Origin of the sequence: Algoriphagus sp. (assembly GCF_046296635.1) — a bacterium.
GTDB lineage: Bacteria > Bacteroidota > Bacteroidia > Cytophagales > Cyclobacteriaceae > Algoriphagus.
Genome location: NZ_JBKBKZ010000030.1, coordinates 16,283 through 30,811 on the forward strand (window position 1 = coordinate 16,283; position 14,529 = coordinate 30,811).

General features: G+C 41.6%; 12 protein-coding genes. 3 read left to right on the forward strand and 9 right to left on the reverse strand.

The window, feature by feature from the left end; translation table 11 throughout:
- Positions 1-4: 4 nt before the first annotated feature.
- The 6 genes from dnaE to ACK4HU_RS18290 all read right to left on the reverse strand — a co-directional run bounded on the left by dnaE (position 5) and on the right by ACK4HU_RS18290 (position 9,417).
- On the reverse strand, positions 5-4,297 hold the full coding sequence (dnaE, locus tag ACK4HU_RS18265) for a DNA polymerase III subunit alpha (protein WP_409809162.1): 4,293 nt from the start codon (positions 4,295-4,297) through the stop codon (positions 5-7).
- A gap of 119 nt (positions 4,298-4,416) precedes the next feature.
- On the reverse strand, positions 4,417-5,583 hold the full coding sequence (locus ACK4HU_RS18270) for an ATP-binding protein (protein ID WP_409809163.1): 1,167 nt from the start codon (positions 5,581-5,583) through the stop codon (positions 4,417-4,419).
- 162 nt (positions 5,584-5,745) lie between these two features.
- Positions 5,746-6,942 (reverse strand): ATP-binding protein, encoded by a 1,197-nt coding sequence (locus ACK4HU_RS18275; RefSeq protein ID WP_409809164.1) that lies wholly within the window; start codon positions 6,940-6,942, stop codon positions 5,746-5,748.
- An 89-nt stretch (positions 6,943-7,031) separates the two neighbouring features.
- Positions 7,032-7,676, reverse strand: coding sequence for a 16S rRNA (guanine(527)-N(7))-methyltransferase RsmG (gene rsmG, locus ACK4HU_RS18280; protein WP_409809165.1), 645 nt, complete (start codon positions 7,674-7,676; stop codon positions 7,032-7,034).
- On the reverse strand, positions 7,676-8,287 hold the full coding sequence (locus ACK4HU_RS18285) for an RNA polymerase sigma factor (RefSeq protein WP_409809166.1): 612 nt from the start codon (positions 8,285-8,287) through the stop codon (positions 7,676-7,678). The genes rsmG and ACK4HU_RS18285 overlap by 1 nt, the downstream gene beginning before the upstream one ends.
- Positions 8,278-9,417, reverse strand: a complete 1,140-nt coding sequence (locus ACK4HU_RS18290) for a glycosyltransferase (RefSeq protein WP_409809167.1) — start codon at positions 9,415-9,417, stop codon at positions 8,278-8,280. Before ACK4HU_RS18290 ends, ACK4HU_RS18285 begins: the two co-directional genes overlap by 10 nt.
- Before the next feature lie 122 nt (positions 9,418-9,539).
- Here ACK4HU_RS18290 and tgt point away from each other — a divergent pair, with 122 nt between their 5' ends.
- The 3 genes from tgt to ACK4HU_RS18305 are packed head-to-tail and all read left to right on the forward strand — an operon-like array spanning position 9,540 to position 12,663.
- Positions 9,540-10,670: a tRNA guanosine(34) transglycosylase Tgt gene (tgt, locus tag ACK4HU_RS18295; RefSeq protein WP_409809168.1), complete on the forward strand. Its 1,131-nt coding sequence runs from the start codon at positions 9,540-9,542 to the stop codon at positions 10,668-10,670.
- A 1-nt stretch (position 10,671) separates the two neighbouring features.
- Positions 10,672-11,745, forward strand: a complete 1,074-nt coding sequence (locus ACK4HU_RS18300; protein WP_409809169.1) for an LptF/LptG family permease — start codon at positions 10,672-10,674, stop codon at positions 11,743-11,745.
- Positions 11,746-12,663, forward strand: a complete 918-nt coding sequence (locus tag ACK4HU_RS18305; RefSeq protein WP_409809170.1) for a DMT family transporter — start codon at positions 11,746-11,748, stop codon at positions 12,661-12,663. It begins immediately after the preceding gene.
- Between the two features lie 6 nt (positions 12,664-12,669).
- Here ACK4HU_RS18305 and ACK4HU_RS18310 read toward each other — a convergent pair whose 3' ends face one another.
- From ACK4HU_RS18310 to ispE, 3 genes are all read right to left on the reverse strand, one after another.
- Entirely contained in the window at positions 12,670-12,981 is a 312-nt protein-coding gene (locus ACK4HU_RS18310; protein WP_409809171.1) for a type II toxin-antitoxin system PemK/MazF family toxin, read from the reverse strand.
- 7 nt (positions 12,982-12,988) lie between these two features.
- Entirely contained in the window at positions 12,989-13,231 is a 243-nt protein-coding gene (locus ACK4HU_RS18315) for a ribbon-helix-helix domain-containing protein (protein WP_409809172.1), read from the reverse strand.
- Positions 13,232-13,300: 69 nt separating this feature from the next.
- Entirely contained in the window at positions 13,301-14,107 is an 807-nt protein-coding gene (ispE, locus tag ACK4HU_RS18320) for a 4-(cytidine 5'-diphospho)-2-C-methyl-D-erythritol kinase (RefSeq protein WP_409809173.1), read from the reverse strand.
- Positions 14,108-14,529: the final 422 nt, after the last annotated feature.

Consider the following 14,529-nt stretch of genomic DNA (forward strand, 5'->3'; position numbering starts at 1 on the left):
TTATCTAGACAACTTTATAAACTACCTCTGGTATTGTCTTAAGTTCCTGAATCATTTCTGAACTCGGATCGATGGTGAATTTTTTGGAGAAAAGCTCCAATGCAATGTTTTCCTTTTTGTCGACCACATCAATGTAGAGTTTCGCATCGCCCTTGTACTTGGTCGTAATGGCTTCCAGTTTTTCCATCAAGTCCAAAGTCAGGTCATCCAGATCGATATTGACTCGGATCCCCTTCACCATTTTTCCACGAACTTCACTCAGGAGCATCATGCTGTTAATTTTAAACTCCACCTCATTTTCATTTCCCCACTTTCGTTGTTCTACTTTTCCTGTCAAGAATAAGAACCAACCTGTCATGAAGTACTCTTTGAATTTCACGTAATCATCTCCGAAAAGGAAGAAAGTAAATGAGCCGTGGTAGTCTTCCATGGTTAAAGTCCCGAAAGGCTTCCCGGTTTTAGTCGTCCGATGGGCGAAACTACTGACAGATCCAGCGAGCTTAAGTTCACTTTTCCCTCTCAGGCTTTCCAAATCAGCCAATGCAGTCAGAGGAGTATTGGTGAAGGATTCGATCTCGAGTCGATACTGATCAAGCGGGTGACCGGAGATGAAAAGTCCCACCACCTCTTTTTCGATATTTAGCTGTTGGATCTGCGAAAATGGCTCCATCGGAGCGATCGTCGGCACAGGAACTTCCATACTTCCCCCTCCTCCTCCAAAGAGACTCACTTGCGCACTGTCTTCTTCTTGCTGAATCTTTTGAGCGTATTTGGTTGCCTTTTCGATAAGGGTTATATCTCCTGGAGGTGCCTCGAGATATTGTCTTCTATGATGTTCTTTGAAGCCATCAAACGCTCCTGCCATGGCAAGTGCCTCCATCGTTTTTTTGTTAAGGGCTCTGGAATTGACTCGCTTAGCAAAGTCAAAAATGTTTTTGTAAGGGCCATTTTTCTCTCGTTCGATGATGATTTCTTCTACCGCTGCCGAACCTGCACCTTTGATGGCAGCCATCCCAAAGCGTACTTCACCGGCTTTGTTCACTGTAAATCCGCCCTTGGATTCGTTGACATCCGGCCCGGCGACTTTGATGCCCATTCGCTTACATTCCTCCATGAAAAATGACACTTGGGTGATGTCATTCATGTTGTTGCTCAGCACCGAAGCCATGTATTCTGCCGGGTAATGCGCCTTCAAATATGCAGTCTGATAGGCTATCCAAGCGTAGCAGGTCGAGTGGGATTTGTTAAATGCGTAGGATGCAAAAGCCTCCCAGTCAGTCCAGATCTTTTCAAGTTTTTTAGCATCGTGGCCTTTAGCTGAAGCCTGTTCGACGAATTTTGGCTTCATTTTATCCAAGACATCCTTCTGCTTTTTACCCATTGCCTTACGCAAAACGTCAGCCTCACCTTTAGTGAATCCTGCTAACTTCTGAGATAAAAGCATCACCTGTTCTTGGTAGACCGTGATTCCGTAGGTCTCTTCCAAGTACTCCTTCATGTCATCCAGATCATAAGTGATCGGCTCGGTTCCATGTTTTCTTTTGATAAAAGACGGAATGTAAGCCAAAGGTCCTGGGCGATACAAAGCGTTCATGGCGATTAAATCCGCAAAAACAGTCGGCTTCAATTCGCGCATGTATTTCTGCATTCCGGCAGATTCATATTGAAAAATGCCGACCGTTTCACCACGTTGGAAAAGCTCATAGGTTTTAGCATCCTCGATATCAAATTCATCTGCGTTAAGCTGAATGCCGTGTCGTTCCTTGACGATTTTGATCGCATCCTTGATCAAGGTCAAGGTTTTCAGGCCCAAAAAGTCCATTTTCAGCAAGCCTGCTGATTCCACCACCGAGTTGTCAAACTGGGTACAAACCATGTCTGAGTCCTTTGCTAAAGCGACAGGGACGAAGTTGGTGATGTCGCTTGGAGTGATGATTACACCGCAAGCGTGGATGCCAAGATTCCGCACCGAACCTTCCAGCATTGTGGCTTGATTGATGGTTTTGGCGGACTCATCCTGGCCTTTGGAGATCCGAATCAATTCATCTGCCTTGGCAATCATTTCACCTTGGCCATTCAGTTTTTCAGAAATTGCTGCCCGATTTCCTTGCAAAGCAAAAAGTACTTTCAATTTAATATCAGGAACCAGATTGGCTAATCTACCGGCTTCTGCCAGAGGAAGATTCAATACCCTTGCAGTATCCCGGATCGCCGACTTGGCCGCCATAGTACCGTAAGTGATAATTTGTGCGACTTGATTTGATCCGTATTTTTTGATCACATAATCAATCACTGACTGGCGTCCTTCATCGTCAAAGTCAATGTCAATATCGGGCATGGATACCCGGTCAGGATTTAGGAATCTCTCAAAAAGCAGGTTGTACTCAATTGGATCGATGTTGGTGATGCCAGTGCAATAGGCCACTGCAGATCCTGCGGCAGAACCACGGCCAGGCCCCACAGAAACTCCCATTTTTCGGGCTTCGACGATGAAGTCTTGCACGATCAAGAAGTAACCTGGGTAGCCGGTTTTTTCAACGGTCGCAAGCTCAAAGTCCAGGCGATCCTGTATTTCTGGGGTTAATTCCTTGTAGCGCTTCTTGGCACCTTCATAGGTTAAATGACGCAGGTAAGCATTTTCTCCACGCTTTCCTCCATCCACTTCATCCTCTGGATGCTTAAATTCTTCAGGGATGTCAAATTTTGGAAGTAAAACCTCTCTCGCAAGTTTGTACGCCTCTATTTTGTCAACAATTTCCTGCGTACAAATGATGGCTTCAGGTAAGTCCGAAAAGAGCTTTTTCATCTCTTCAGGACTTTTGATGTAGAATTCATCGTTTGGAAAACCGTAGCGGAATTCCCGACCACGCTTCCCAATATACTTTTTAGGCTTTTCTACCAACTCGCCATCTTTCACGCAAAGCAAAATATCATGTGCTTTGGCATCTGGCTTTTCATTGTAGTAGGTATTGTTGGCAGCGAAATACTTTACATCATATTTCAGGGCAAAATCCAAAAGCACCTCATTGACTTTTTCCTCTTCAGGAATTCCGTGCCGATTGAGCTCTACATAAAAATCATCTCCAAACTGCTCCTTCCACCAGACAAAAGCCTCCTCCGCCTGAGTTTCTCCGACGTTCAGAATCAGATAGGGAATCTCTCCCCAAAGTCCTCCTGTGGTAGCAATCAAATCGCCTTTGTACTGAACCAAAAGGTCTTTGTCGATTCGAGGCACGTAATAAAAACCCTCAGTATTGGCGTAGGAGGCTAGTTTTGCCAGGTTGTGATACCCAGCTTTATTTTTAGCCAGCAAGACAGTCTGATAGCCGTCGTCCTTGTTGGATTTATTTTTACGGTCACGATTTAGATTAAATTCGCAGCCTAGAATTGGCTTAAGCTCTTTTGCCATTGCCTCCTTCACGAAGTTGAAAGTACCCATCATATTACCATGGTCAGTCATGGCTATAGCTGTCATACCGAAGGCTTTTGCCTTGGCGACTAAAGAAGGGATTTCAGAGGTTGCCTGTAAAACAGAATACTGACTATGAACGTGCAAATGCGTAAATGGCACATTTGCCAAATCTGAAATGTCAGCTTTTCCAGCCTGCTTTAGAACGTCTTTTGCACTGGCTTTTTGGGCATCTTTGGCTTGGACAAAGTTAGCTTCTGCCAAGCTTGGGGCTTCATAAATAACTTCTGCAATGGTGATTCCTGCTTCCGGCTGTTGAATACCTTGGGTGATCAAGCCAAAGAAACATCGGGCAGTTGCGTCCACATCGTAAGCGGCATCGTGGGCATCACCAAAACCTCCACCGAACAATTTCTGATGAAGTTCAGTCAAAGTGGGCCACTTGAATTTTCCGCCTTTTCCGCCGGGAAGTGCACAGAATTCGGTGGAAATATCTTTGGTGTCCAATTCCTTTTTCTCTGCTAAAGGCATTACTAAGGCTGAACGGAGATACTCTGAACCGACCACATTGATGTCAAAGCCGATGTTGTGACCAACGAGGTACTTGGCTTGAATCACATCTTCACGGAAGACTTGTAGGATTTCTTTTAAATCATGACCTTCCGCCAAAGCACGTTTGGTAGAGATGCCGTGGACTTTCTCTGCATTGTAGGGAATGGTAAAGCCCTCTGGCCGAATGATGTAATTATGGTTGGAAAGGAGCTTGCCACGGACGTCGTGTAGCTGCCAGGCAATCTGAACGAGACGTGGCCAATTGTCCACATCGGACATGGGGGCATTGTAATCCCGGGGCAAACCGGTGGTCTCGGTATCAAAAATTATATACATATCACAGGGAATTGAGCCTTCAAATTAAGGCTTATCTGTGAAAGCCACTAAAGGAAAGGAGGTAATTGTCGGAGAATTTGCAACCTGTTTTTCTAATCTCTTCAGGCAGAGAATTTAACCTAAAATTTAGGAAAATCCCTCCAGGAAATCACATGTCCGTGTGATCGTTTTTGATTTAGATCCCCTGTATTGATCAAGCCTTTCGTATTCAATGGAATATCAGATATCTGCTCAAATTTTGTTAAGCCTTTGAAGTTTTCAGTGAGGATCGTTTCACTGGCTTTGATTTCAAAGATGTCCAAGCTTAGACCCTGATCCAACAGCAAGTCCACTTCATCGCCATGGTTGTCTCTCCAAAACCAAGGACTTTGATTTTGGTACCCATGATGCATTTGCTTGTGAAATTCGGCAATGATCATGTTTTCAAACAAAGCGCCTTTGACAGGATGGGTTAGCAAGGTTTCTCTGTTTTTGATTTTTAGGAGAAAGGCCAATAGTCCCGTGTCATAGAAATAGAGCTTGGGAGTTTTGACCACTCGCTTGCTGAAATTCTTGTGATAAGGATAGAGTTGAAACGTGATGTAGCTCGACTCAAGTGCGGAAAGCCAGGACTTTGCTGTGGGTTGACTGATTCCGGTTTCATTGGCCAAAGCGCTCAGATTCAAGAGTTGACCTGCGCGTGCAGCGCAGAGACTCAGGAAGTTTTGAAATTGCCTCAAATCCTTCACAGTCATGAGTTCCGTCACATCACGATTCACATAGGTCTGCACGTAGTTAGAATAGAAAACTCCCGGAGAGATCTTCCGGTCATAGAGCGCAGGATAGAAACCGTGAAGAAGTTGATCAAAAGGATCTTCAGCAAGCAAATTCGCATCCTTCAGTTCCTGAATATCCAGTGGAAACAACTTGAACAGCGCTACTCTTCCCGCGAGACTTTGTGTGATTCGCTCCATCAAGTGGAAATTTTGAGAGCCGGAAAGAATAAATCCTCCCATCCGATCAGGTCGGCTGTCTACCAAAGTTTGGAGGTAGGAGAAAATTGCCGGGGCCTGTTGGACTTCATCAAAGATCATTTGGTCATTGTATTCAGCCAAAAATCCATTAGGGTCTTTCAGCGCAAAATCACGGGCATCCGGATTTTCTAAACTGACGTAGCGGTAATCAGGAAAAAGTTTTTTCAACAAGGTTGTCTTCCCTGACTGCCTTGGTCCAGTCAGAGCTAGAATCGGGTATTTGTCTTGATATTCCCGTATAGCCTTGTAAATGTGCCTATTGATTACATTCATTTGCTACAAAGGAACAACCTATTTTGAATTTGTACAAGGTTAATTTTGAATTTGTACAAGTTTTATTTTGAAATTGTACAGCTTATACTTTGAAATTGTACAAAGGTTATTTTGAAATTGTACAGCTTTCATTTTGAAATTGTACAAGCCTCAATCTTATTTTTAATATAAAAAACCAAGCAAAAACAGCGGTAGCTTTCTTCCCCAGCCGATTTCCAAGTCGTCGGAGAAAATCAGATGGTTCTCAAAATCCGAAACCTGGGAAGCACCTTTTCCCGCTCCTCCGATTTCTAATAATTGAGTTTCATTCACTAGAAAATCTCCCTGTTTCGGAAAAGTGACTGAATAGCCTGCATTTTGGAGTTGATCAATTGCAAAAGTCTCTCTGAGATTCCCTTGATTTCTTCCTTTTTCTGAAAAACTATGGATCAAACTGGTATTGGAAAGGTAGATTTTTTCGGGTTTATTAAGTAAAGAAGTGCCTTTTGTTGCGGATCGTAGATTTCGAACTAGGCGCGCTTCTTCCAGTAAGTGCAACATTTCAGTTAGAATTGGCCGAGTTGTTCCGAGTTGAGTGGCTAGTTTTGATATGTTCGGAGTGAATGGAACAGATTCGGAGAGTATAAAAAGTAGCTTCTTCAGTTTGCCTTGGGTGCTTACGGAGATGTCTTTAGCCTCAGGTAAATCATAATCGATAACCACATTTACCACTTGCTGAAGTCGATAGCTGAAATCTGCAATCCCTTCCATAAAGTAGGGATAAGCACCATGTTCCAAGAATTCTCGAAAGTAAATAAGTGGCGAGTCTAGCTTTTCCTTGATACTTTGAGCAATCGAAATGTGATTGGATTGCAATTCTTCAAGGGTAAAACTTGGAATTATGACGTGGTATTTCAGTTCTAAGAATTCTCGAAAGGAAAGACTTGTCAATTCATAAAACAAGACCCTTCGACTCAGGTCAACACTCGATTTTTGAAGTTCAAGAATAGAAGATCCTGAAATGATCAACTTCAGATCAGGGTAGAAGTCATACAGATTTTTTATTTCCCGTTGCCAATCTTGGTATTTGTGAACTTCATCCAAGTAAAGATATCGGATTCCGTCTCGATAAAGTTGTTCAGCAGTTTCTAGTACAGTGTTGTTTTTGAAATATAGGTCATCCAGTGAAATATATACGGATTTTGAAAAGTCTTCCAGCTTTTTGATTTGCTGAAGCATGAGTGTAGACTTCCCTGTTCCTCGTGCTCCTTTTTGTCCAATAGCCCTAGCATCCCAATTGATTTTGGAAGAAAGGTTTCGCTCGAATCCAAGTTGGACATTGGAAAGAAGAGACTGATATCTTTTGAGAAAGTCATCCATTGTATCTTCAAAGGTACATGAAATAATTAAAAATGTATTTTAGAAGGTACAAAAAATACAAAACACTGCACCTTCAAAAATACACTTCATTACCTTTTATCCTCCCAAGGCATGTAGACCACCTTTTTGGTCTGAAAAAATTCCTCTTTGAAGTAATCTTCTAGATGGTAGACGACATACGATTTGTCAAGTGCCTCCATTTCTTCATCCACATCTCCACCTTTCAGATAGAGGATGCCGTTTTGGAATTCGTTGAAGTCCTCTTTTTTGATCTTTCCCTTCACCCAAGGATAAAAATTGACCATCTGAGTTACTGCGCGGCTGATTACAAAATCATATTTGCGAACCAACTCTTCAGCCCGGGCTTGCTGTGCCTCTACATTAGTTAGCTTCAATTGCTTGGCGACATCTTTCACCACGCTTATTTTTTTCCCGATGGAATCAACCAAATGAAAATGAGTATCAGGGAAAAGTATGGCTAAAGGAACTCCTGGAAATCCTCCTCCTGTGCCGATGTCTAGGACTTTTGTTCCGGGCTGAAATGCCATCACTTTGGCAATACCCAAGGAATGCAAGACATGATGGACGTAAAATTTGTCCATGTCTTTGCGACTGATCACGTTGATTTTGGAATTCCAATCTTCATAGAGCTCCTGAAGCTTCTCGAATTGTGCGATTTGGTTTTCGCTTAGATTTGGAAAATAGGAAAGGATAAGCTCGGTACCAGAGTTCATCAGATATGTTTTTCTTTTCCTGAAGCGATTTCAAAAAGCAATTCACGCGATCTATGAAGTTGAGCTTTGACAGTTCCAAGGGGCTTCTCCAGTTCTTGGGCAATCTCCTCATAGGATAGCTCATCGAAATATCGAAGCTGCACCAACTTTCGGTATTTGGCGGGAAGTTTATCTACAAAGATCCGAACCATCTCGATTCGCTGCGTGCGGATATAGACATCCTGTGGATTGTTGTCATCGTCTTCGATATCGATAGTTACTGCATTTCCGCTATCATCCGAAAGAGTATTATTAAGACTCATGGTTTTGAGCTTTTTCTTTCGAATGAAGTCAATGGTATTGTTAGTAGCAATTCGAAACAACCAGGTGCTGAATGTGTAATCTTTTTTAAAACGCTCCAAATTTCGGAACGCCTTGGCAAAAGCTTCCATTGTCAAATCCTCAGCATCATCTGCATCTCGGATCATCTTTAGGATCATAAAATAAACGGCCTTTTTATACCGCTTCATCAAAGTAGCGTAGGCTTGCTGGTCTTTACCTTGGACGGCACGATCGATCAGATCGAAATCTTCGAGTGCTTTGTTTGAAAAACCGCGTTCGTTTATTTCCATTGGATGTCTTTTGCTTGGTAAGAAACTGATCCCAAAACCCAGAAATATCCCAGATACGAAATGTCGTTAACAAGGATATTCATAGGAGTCGTGGAACCCTGAATTTTTTTGGAGGCAGATTTGAAAATCCACACCACCATTGCAGATCGTACTAAAACAATACCCAAAACGATTAAAAATTGTTCCAAATGTTGCCCTAATCCAAAATAAATTAACAGTCCTAATGCTCCAATCCAAAATAATGCATGAGAAAAAGAGAATAATCCAATTTTTCGCTTGTCTTCGGCTCTGTAATATTTTCCGGCATGCAGGTGTCTTTTTTTCTGAATCAGGTATTCTTTCCAAGTTTCTTTAGGAATCGAAGTTGTATTGGCCTCTGGATCGATCACAATTGTGGAGTTCTTCCCAGTGGCATATTGATTGACAAAAAGGTCATCATCGCCACCTTCCAAATGCCAGATTCCCTTGAAGGCCTTTATATCCATGAAGAAACTTTTACGGTAGCAGAGATTTCTACCCACTCCCATGAATGGCGCTTTCCACAATCCAAAAGAAAAGTAAAATAGTGCTGTCAAAATGGTCTCAAACTGAATCCATTTATTGAGCATGGTGGATTTGATGGCATAACCTGAGAAGCCAATGGAGAAAGTTTTGTCATTTTCTCGCACCGGCGCAGTCATTTTTCGAATCCATTGGTTGCTAGTTGGCATGCAGTCAGCGTCTGTCAGTAGTATGACGTCATTTTTTGCTACTTTGATACCAAGGGTGAGTGCAAATTTTTTTGCAGTCACATGTTTAGGTGTGTATTTAATCGTGACGGACCTAAGTTTCGGGTAGATGGCCATCATCTCTTCCAGCAATCTTTTCGTCCGATCGGTGCTGCGATCATTGACAATCATCACATCAAATTTTGGATAATCCTGCTCGAAAAGTTTGGGAATGAGGACCTTGAGGTTTTGAAATTCATTGTGAGCAGCCACAAGGACTGTCACACCCTCCTCAGGGTTTTGGTTTTTTGCAGACTTTGTGAATGATTTAAACAAGGCAGTTCGTCCGAAAATCACAAGAAGATAAACTACCTGTATGATAACGCCGATGCCAAAGAAAAACCAGAGTAAAAATAGGCCCATAGGTCAATTTTGCTGGGCAAATATAAAATCAATTTCAGCAACTCATTTAAGAAATAGTGGATATTTTTGCGTGCTAATCCGGATAGATTGTAGCTCAGTGCTACAGCCTCAGAAAGTACGATATGAAGTTTACTTTAGAAAAAAAAGATTTACACACAAAAGCACGAACAGGGACACTTTTTACTGAACATGGGGAAATACAAACCCCTATTTTTATGCCTGTCGGAACTGCAGCTACTGTCAAGGCAGTTCATCAGCGCGAACTTAAAGAAGATGTCAGGGCTCAGATCATTCTTGGAAACACCTATCACCTATATTTAAGACCCGGACTTGACATTCTCGAGAAAGCCGGAGGGCTTCATAAATTCAACGGCTGGGATCGACCCATTTTAACTGATAGTGGTGGTTATCAGGTTTTTTCACTTTCCGGAACCCGAAAAATCAAAGAAGCTGGCGTGACCTTCAAATCTCATATCGATGGGTCCAAGCATGAGTTTACTCCGGAAAATGTAATGGATATCCAGCGTACAATCGGAGCTGACATCATCATGGCTTTTGACGAATGCACACCTTTTCCTTGCGAATATGGCTATGCGAGGAATTCTATAGAAATGACCCATAGATGGTTGACGCGTTGCATTGACCGATTCGATTCAACGGAAGGAAAATATGGCTACAGCCAGACGTTTTTTCCTATTGTTCAGGGTTCGGTTTACAAGGATTTGCGCAAGCAAAGTGCGGAATTCATCGCTGCACAAGGAAGAGAAGGCAATGCGATTGGAGGACTTTCGGTGGGAGAACCTGCCGAAATGATGTATGAAATGACCGAATTGGTGACGGATATTTTACCCTCGGATAAGCCACGCTATCTGATGGGAGTGGGTACTCCGGCGAATATTTTGGAATGTATCGCTTTGGGTGTTGATATGTTTGACTGTGTGATGCCTACAAGAAATGCCCGAAATGGTATGCTTTTCACCTCGGAAGGAATTATCAACATCCGAAATGAAAAATGGAAGGATGATTTTAGCTCGATTGATCCTGCGATAGGAAATTATGCGAGTACTTTTTATTCCAAAGCTTATCTTCGACACCTGACTGTTTCTAAGGAAATTCTTGCAGCGCAAATTGCAAGTATTCATAATTTGGCTTTTTACCTTTGGTTGGTGGGTCAAGCAAGAGAACATATCCAAGCTGGGGATTTTGCCGTTTGGAAGGATCAGATGGTGAAAAAAGTGAGCACACGACTTTGAAATGAAGATTCTAGACAAACTGATCATCAAGGAATTTTTGAAGACCTACTTTTTCGTAGTGGTCATGCTGATCCTTGTAGTTTTGGTTTTGGACTTCACGGAAAAGAATGATACCTACATCCGCAATTCCGTTCCTGCCAAAGATATTTTGAAATACATGGGGAATTATGGCCTGTATCTCAATAATCTCCTGACACCTATTACAGTATTTATTGCGGTCATTTTCATCACCTCCAAAATGGCAGGAAGAACTGAAATCATCGCGATTCTTAGTTCAGGAGTTAGTTTTGTGAGATTGCTAAGACCTTTCCTGTTTGCAGCTTCAATGATCGGAGCGATAAGTTTTCTTCTCAATGGATGGGTTTTACCTTTAGCAACAGGAGGAGTTACTAAGTTTAGAATTGCCTATTTGGACAAGGGTAGCGCATCCACAGACACGGATATTCACATCAAAGTTGGTCCAGAGGCCTATGCTTATTTTAACCGTTTTTACAAAACGAGTAATACTGGATACTACTTTACTTTAGAAGAAATAAATGACGGACAGCTATTATCAAAGCTTTCCTCGGATCGGATTGAGTGGGATACCGCAAAAAATGTCTGGACGTTAATCAATTGGAGACTGAGAAAACTCGAGGACCGAGGTGAAGGATATACCTCTGGGGAAAAATTGGATACAATACTCTCGATTTCACCGGCGGATTTTAATTTGCCCGAAAATCATCATGAAACCCTTAAACTCCCGGAATTGAGCCGTCAGATAAAGATTTTGGAAGATCGTGGTGCAGATAACGTGAGCTTTTACCGGATCGAGCGGTATGTCCGATTTATGTCTCCTTTTGCGGCTTTGATTTTGACTTTCATAGGAGTGATTATGTCTGCCAGAAAGACAAGAGGGGGCTCCGGGTTTCAGATTGCGATGGGGTTTTTATTGGCTTTTGTCTACATCCTGCTTTTTATACTGTCCAGAACTTTTGCCGAAGCTGGTTCTCAATATCCAATTTTTTCGGTTTGGCTACCTAATATTGTCTTTGCGGTGACAGGTCTTGTGCTATATAAAACAGTGCCGAGATAGATGTTGCTTCAACGTACTGTAAAAGATTATTTAATACTCCATTTCATTGTTTTGATTTGGGGTTTTACAGCCATTTTGGGTTTGCTGATTAGTTTGCCCTCACTGGAGTTGGTGTTTTATCGAACGCTCATTGCCTCTATTGGGGTGGCAGGACTGATTTACTTCAAAAAGGAGTCTCTTGTAGTACCCCCCTCTCAAATATTAAAAATAATGGGAGTCGGAATTTTGATTTCACTTCACTGGATCACCTTTTTCTGGTCTGCCCGATTATCCACTGCTTCCGTCTGCTTAGCCGGAATGGCTACCACCTCACTTTGGACAGCTTTTATCGAGCCATTAGTGAATCGGACCAAAGTAAAATGGTATGAAGTTGTTTTGGGATTTATAGTGATTTCCGGACTGTTAGTGATTTTTCAGTTTGAATCAGGATATTGGTTGGGGCTCTCGGTGGCCTTGGTTTCAGCATTTTTAGCGGCTTTGTTTTCGGTCTTGAATGGGAGACTCTCTCAAAGGCATTCTCCCTACCAAATTACATTTTACGAAATGCTTGCTGCTTGCCTTTTTGCCCTGATGATGTTGCCATTTTATACAGGACTAATGACTCAGGCAAATTCAATTCAATGGATGTGGACGGGTTGGGATTGGCTATGGCTTTTAATTTTAGGATTGGTTTGTACCGTTTACCCTTTTTCTGTTACGGTTGAATTAATGAAAAGACTTCCTGTTTTTTCAATAAACTTAACTATGAATCTGGAGCCTGTTTATGGGATTTTACTTGCAGTTATGATTTTGGGGGAAAGTGAAAAAATGACTACCCAATTTTACATCGGAACGCTGATTATACTCCTTTCGGTCCTGATTTATCCTGTCTTGAATTTTTGGAATAAGAGAAGAAAAGCCGTAAGAACACTTGGTTGAGAACCGTTAAAGCGTAGTAATATCGTTAAGTGTGGCGAGCGCTGTTAGTAATTCTTCTTTTGTGATTTCTCCGATTTTTTCTATTAATCGATCTTTGGAGATAGATCGGATATGAAAAACCATCAGTTCAGACTCCAATTTCAGTCCATTCAAAGACGAAGGTTTCAAAATCGGATTTCCCTGATAGTTTTTGATTTTGGAAGTGAGTGGAGCGGTGATCACTACTTGCAGAAATTTATTCATCAGATTACCGCTCAGAATTACCACAGGTCTTCTGCCTGCTTGCTCAGAGCCAATTACAGGATTCAGATCTGACATCCAAATTTCACCCTGCCTCATCTTCGATCTGCTTCAAGTAGTCACCCATTCCTTCTTCTGCTACCAGAAGAATGTCCTCATCCTGCGCTGCTTGTCTGTAAGATTTGGCGTATTCGGCCCTCTTGAGGTGATCCAGATAGAGATTCAGCGCATTCTCCATCAATTTATTTTTGGGAAGAGAAAGCTTCTTGGCATAGTCAGCGAGTCGCTGCAGTAGGTCGTCGGGTAGTGTACTAGTGAAGGTCGCCATTGTAATTTATATTTATGAAATGTAAATATAAAAACATTTACAGTTTGTATCCAGTTTGAATCTGGTTTTTTATAAAAAACTTTCAAACCTGAAATAGCGATCTGAAAACTCCAATTCTGAAGGTTGCTTGGCAAATAATCCAAACACACTCGATCCAGAACCCGACATCGCTGCGTAGAAAGCACCAGCTTGGTAAAGCTTTTCTTTTATAGCTGCAATTTCTGGATGGTTTTTGAAAATGCTGAGCTCGAAGTCATTGACAAGCTCTGTTTTCCAGCGGTTTCGATCTGCTAAAATTTCCTCAAGCTTAATTTTGGGAGTGGCCGGTGTTACTCCTGCATAGGCTTCTTTGGTGCCGATATGGATTCGAGGATTGATTAAGAGGATGTAGTTTCCTTTGAGCGAAATATCAATTGGTTCTAAAATCTCACCTCTTCCTCTGGCAATTTTAGGTGTGTTTTCGATAAAAAATGGGCAGTCACTTCCGAGTTGAGCAGCATATTCTTCCAAGAAGAAATCATCCAAATGCAGATCAAACAAATTATTCATCAACTTAAGCGCAAAAGCTCCATCAGCCGATCCACCACCTAAACCTGCACCCATTGGAATGTTTTTATGCAGGTGAATATTTAAAGTTGGCAAATTTGGAAAGTCTTTCCTTAACAGTTTTTCAGCCTTCAAAATCAAATTATCGGTTGGATCACCCGGAATTTCCAGGCCTGAAGAATTGCAAGTAGGCTTTTTGTCAAGGATCATTTCCAATGCATCGTGTAGGGGTATCGGAACCATACAAGTTTCGATGTCATGGTACCCGTCTTTTCGCTTACCGGTAATATGAAGACCTAAGTTTATTTTGGCGTTTGGAAAGCTGATCATTTGTTGACGGGGTTTTGACAAAAATAAGTGAATTTCATTGATGGAGAATTCCTTTTACATCTTTGATAAATCCTTAATGTTTTCACCTTTTATTAGGTTTTTGATAGCTTATCATTTTTTTTCTTAAATAAAAGAGAATAATTTTTCAGTTATTTTGAAATTTCTTGAAATCGATACAAAATTTTGAGTGGCAGTTATTTGGATACTATTTTGGAAAATTGATTTCGTATTTTCCTGAAAAGAAGAATAAAATTTGTAAAAAAATATTTAACTCTATTATTAAAGTCTGTCAAAAACGATTTGTAAAGAATTAAATATTGTAAGTCTGGTGAATGAGTTTTAATATTGTCGTGTGATTCATTCACGAAGCATAAAATCTCAAGCCACCCTATGAACCTATCAGTCTTCTTGCTAAGCTTTAT

Excerpts from the sequence above, each read along its gene's own strand:
- ACK4HU_RS18275 (WP_409809164.1), bottom strand. The coding sequence starts at position 6,942 with ATGGATGACTTTCTCAAAAGATATCAGTCTCTTCTTTCCAATGTCCAA.
- ispE (WP_409809173.1), bottom strand. The coding sequence starts at position 14,107 with ATGATCAGCTTTCCAAACGCCAAAATAAACTTAGGTCTTCATATTACC.
- dnaE (WP_409809162.1), bottom strand. The coding sequence starts at position 4,297 with ATGTATATAATTTTTGATACCGAGACCACCGGTTTGCCCCGGGATTAC.
- tgt (WP_409809168.1), top strand. The coding sequence starts at position 9,540 with ATGAAGTTTACTTTAGAAAAAAAAGATTTACACACAAAAGCACGAACA.
- ACK4HU_RS18315 (WP_409809172.1), bottom strand. The coding sequence starts at position 13,231 with ATGGCGACCTTCACTAGTACACTACCCGACGACCTACTGCAGCGACTC.
- rsmG (WP_409809165.1), bottom strand. The coding sequence starts at position 7,676 with ATGAACTCTGGTACCGAGCTTATCCTTTCCTATTTTCCAAATCTAAGC.
- ACK4HU_RS18290 (WP_409809167.1), bottom strand. The coding sequence starts at position 9,417 with ATGGGCCTATTTTTACTCTGGTTTTTCTTTGGCATCGGCGTTATCATA.
- ACK4HU_RS18305 (WP_409809170.1), top strand. The coding sequence starts at position 11,746 with ATGTTGCTTCAACGTACTGTAAAAGATTATTTAATACTCCATTTCATT.
- ACK4HU_RS18300 (WP_409809169.1), top strand. The coding sequence starts at position 10,672 with ATGAAGATTCTAGACAAACTGATCATCAAGGAATTTTTGAAGACCTAC.
- ACK4HU_RS18310 (WP_409809171.1), bottom strand. The coding sequence starts at position 12,981 with ATGTCAGATCTGAATCCTGTAATTGGCTCTGAGCAAGCAGGCAGAAGA.
- ACK4HU_RS18270 (WP_409809163.1), bottom strand. The coding sequence starts at position 5,583 with ATGAATGTAATCAATAGGCACATTTACAAGGCTATACGGGAATATCAA.
- ACK4HU_RS18285 (WP_409809166.1), bottom strand. The coding sequence starts at position 8,287 with ATGGAAATAAACGAACGCGGTTTTTCAAACAAAGCACTCGAAGATTTC.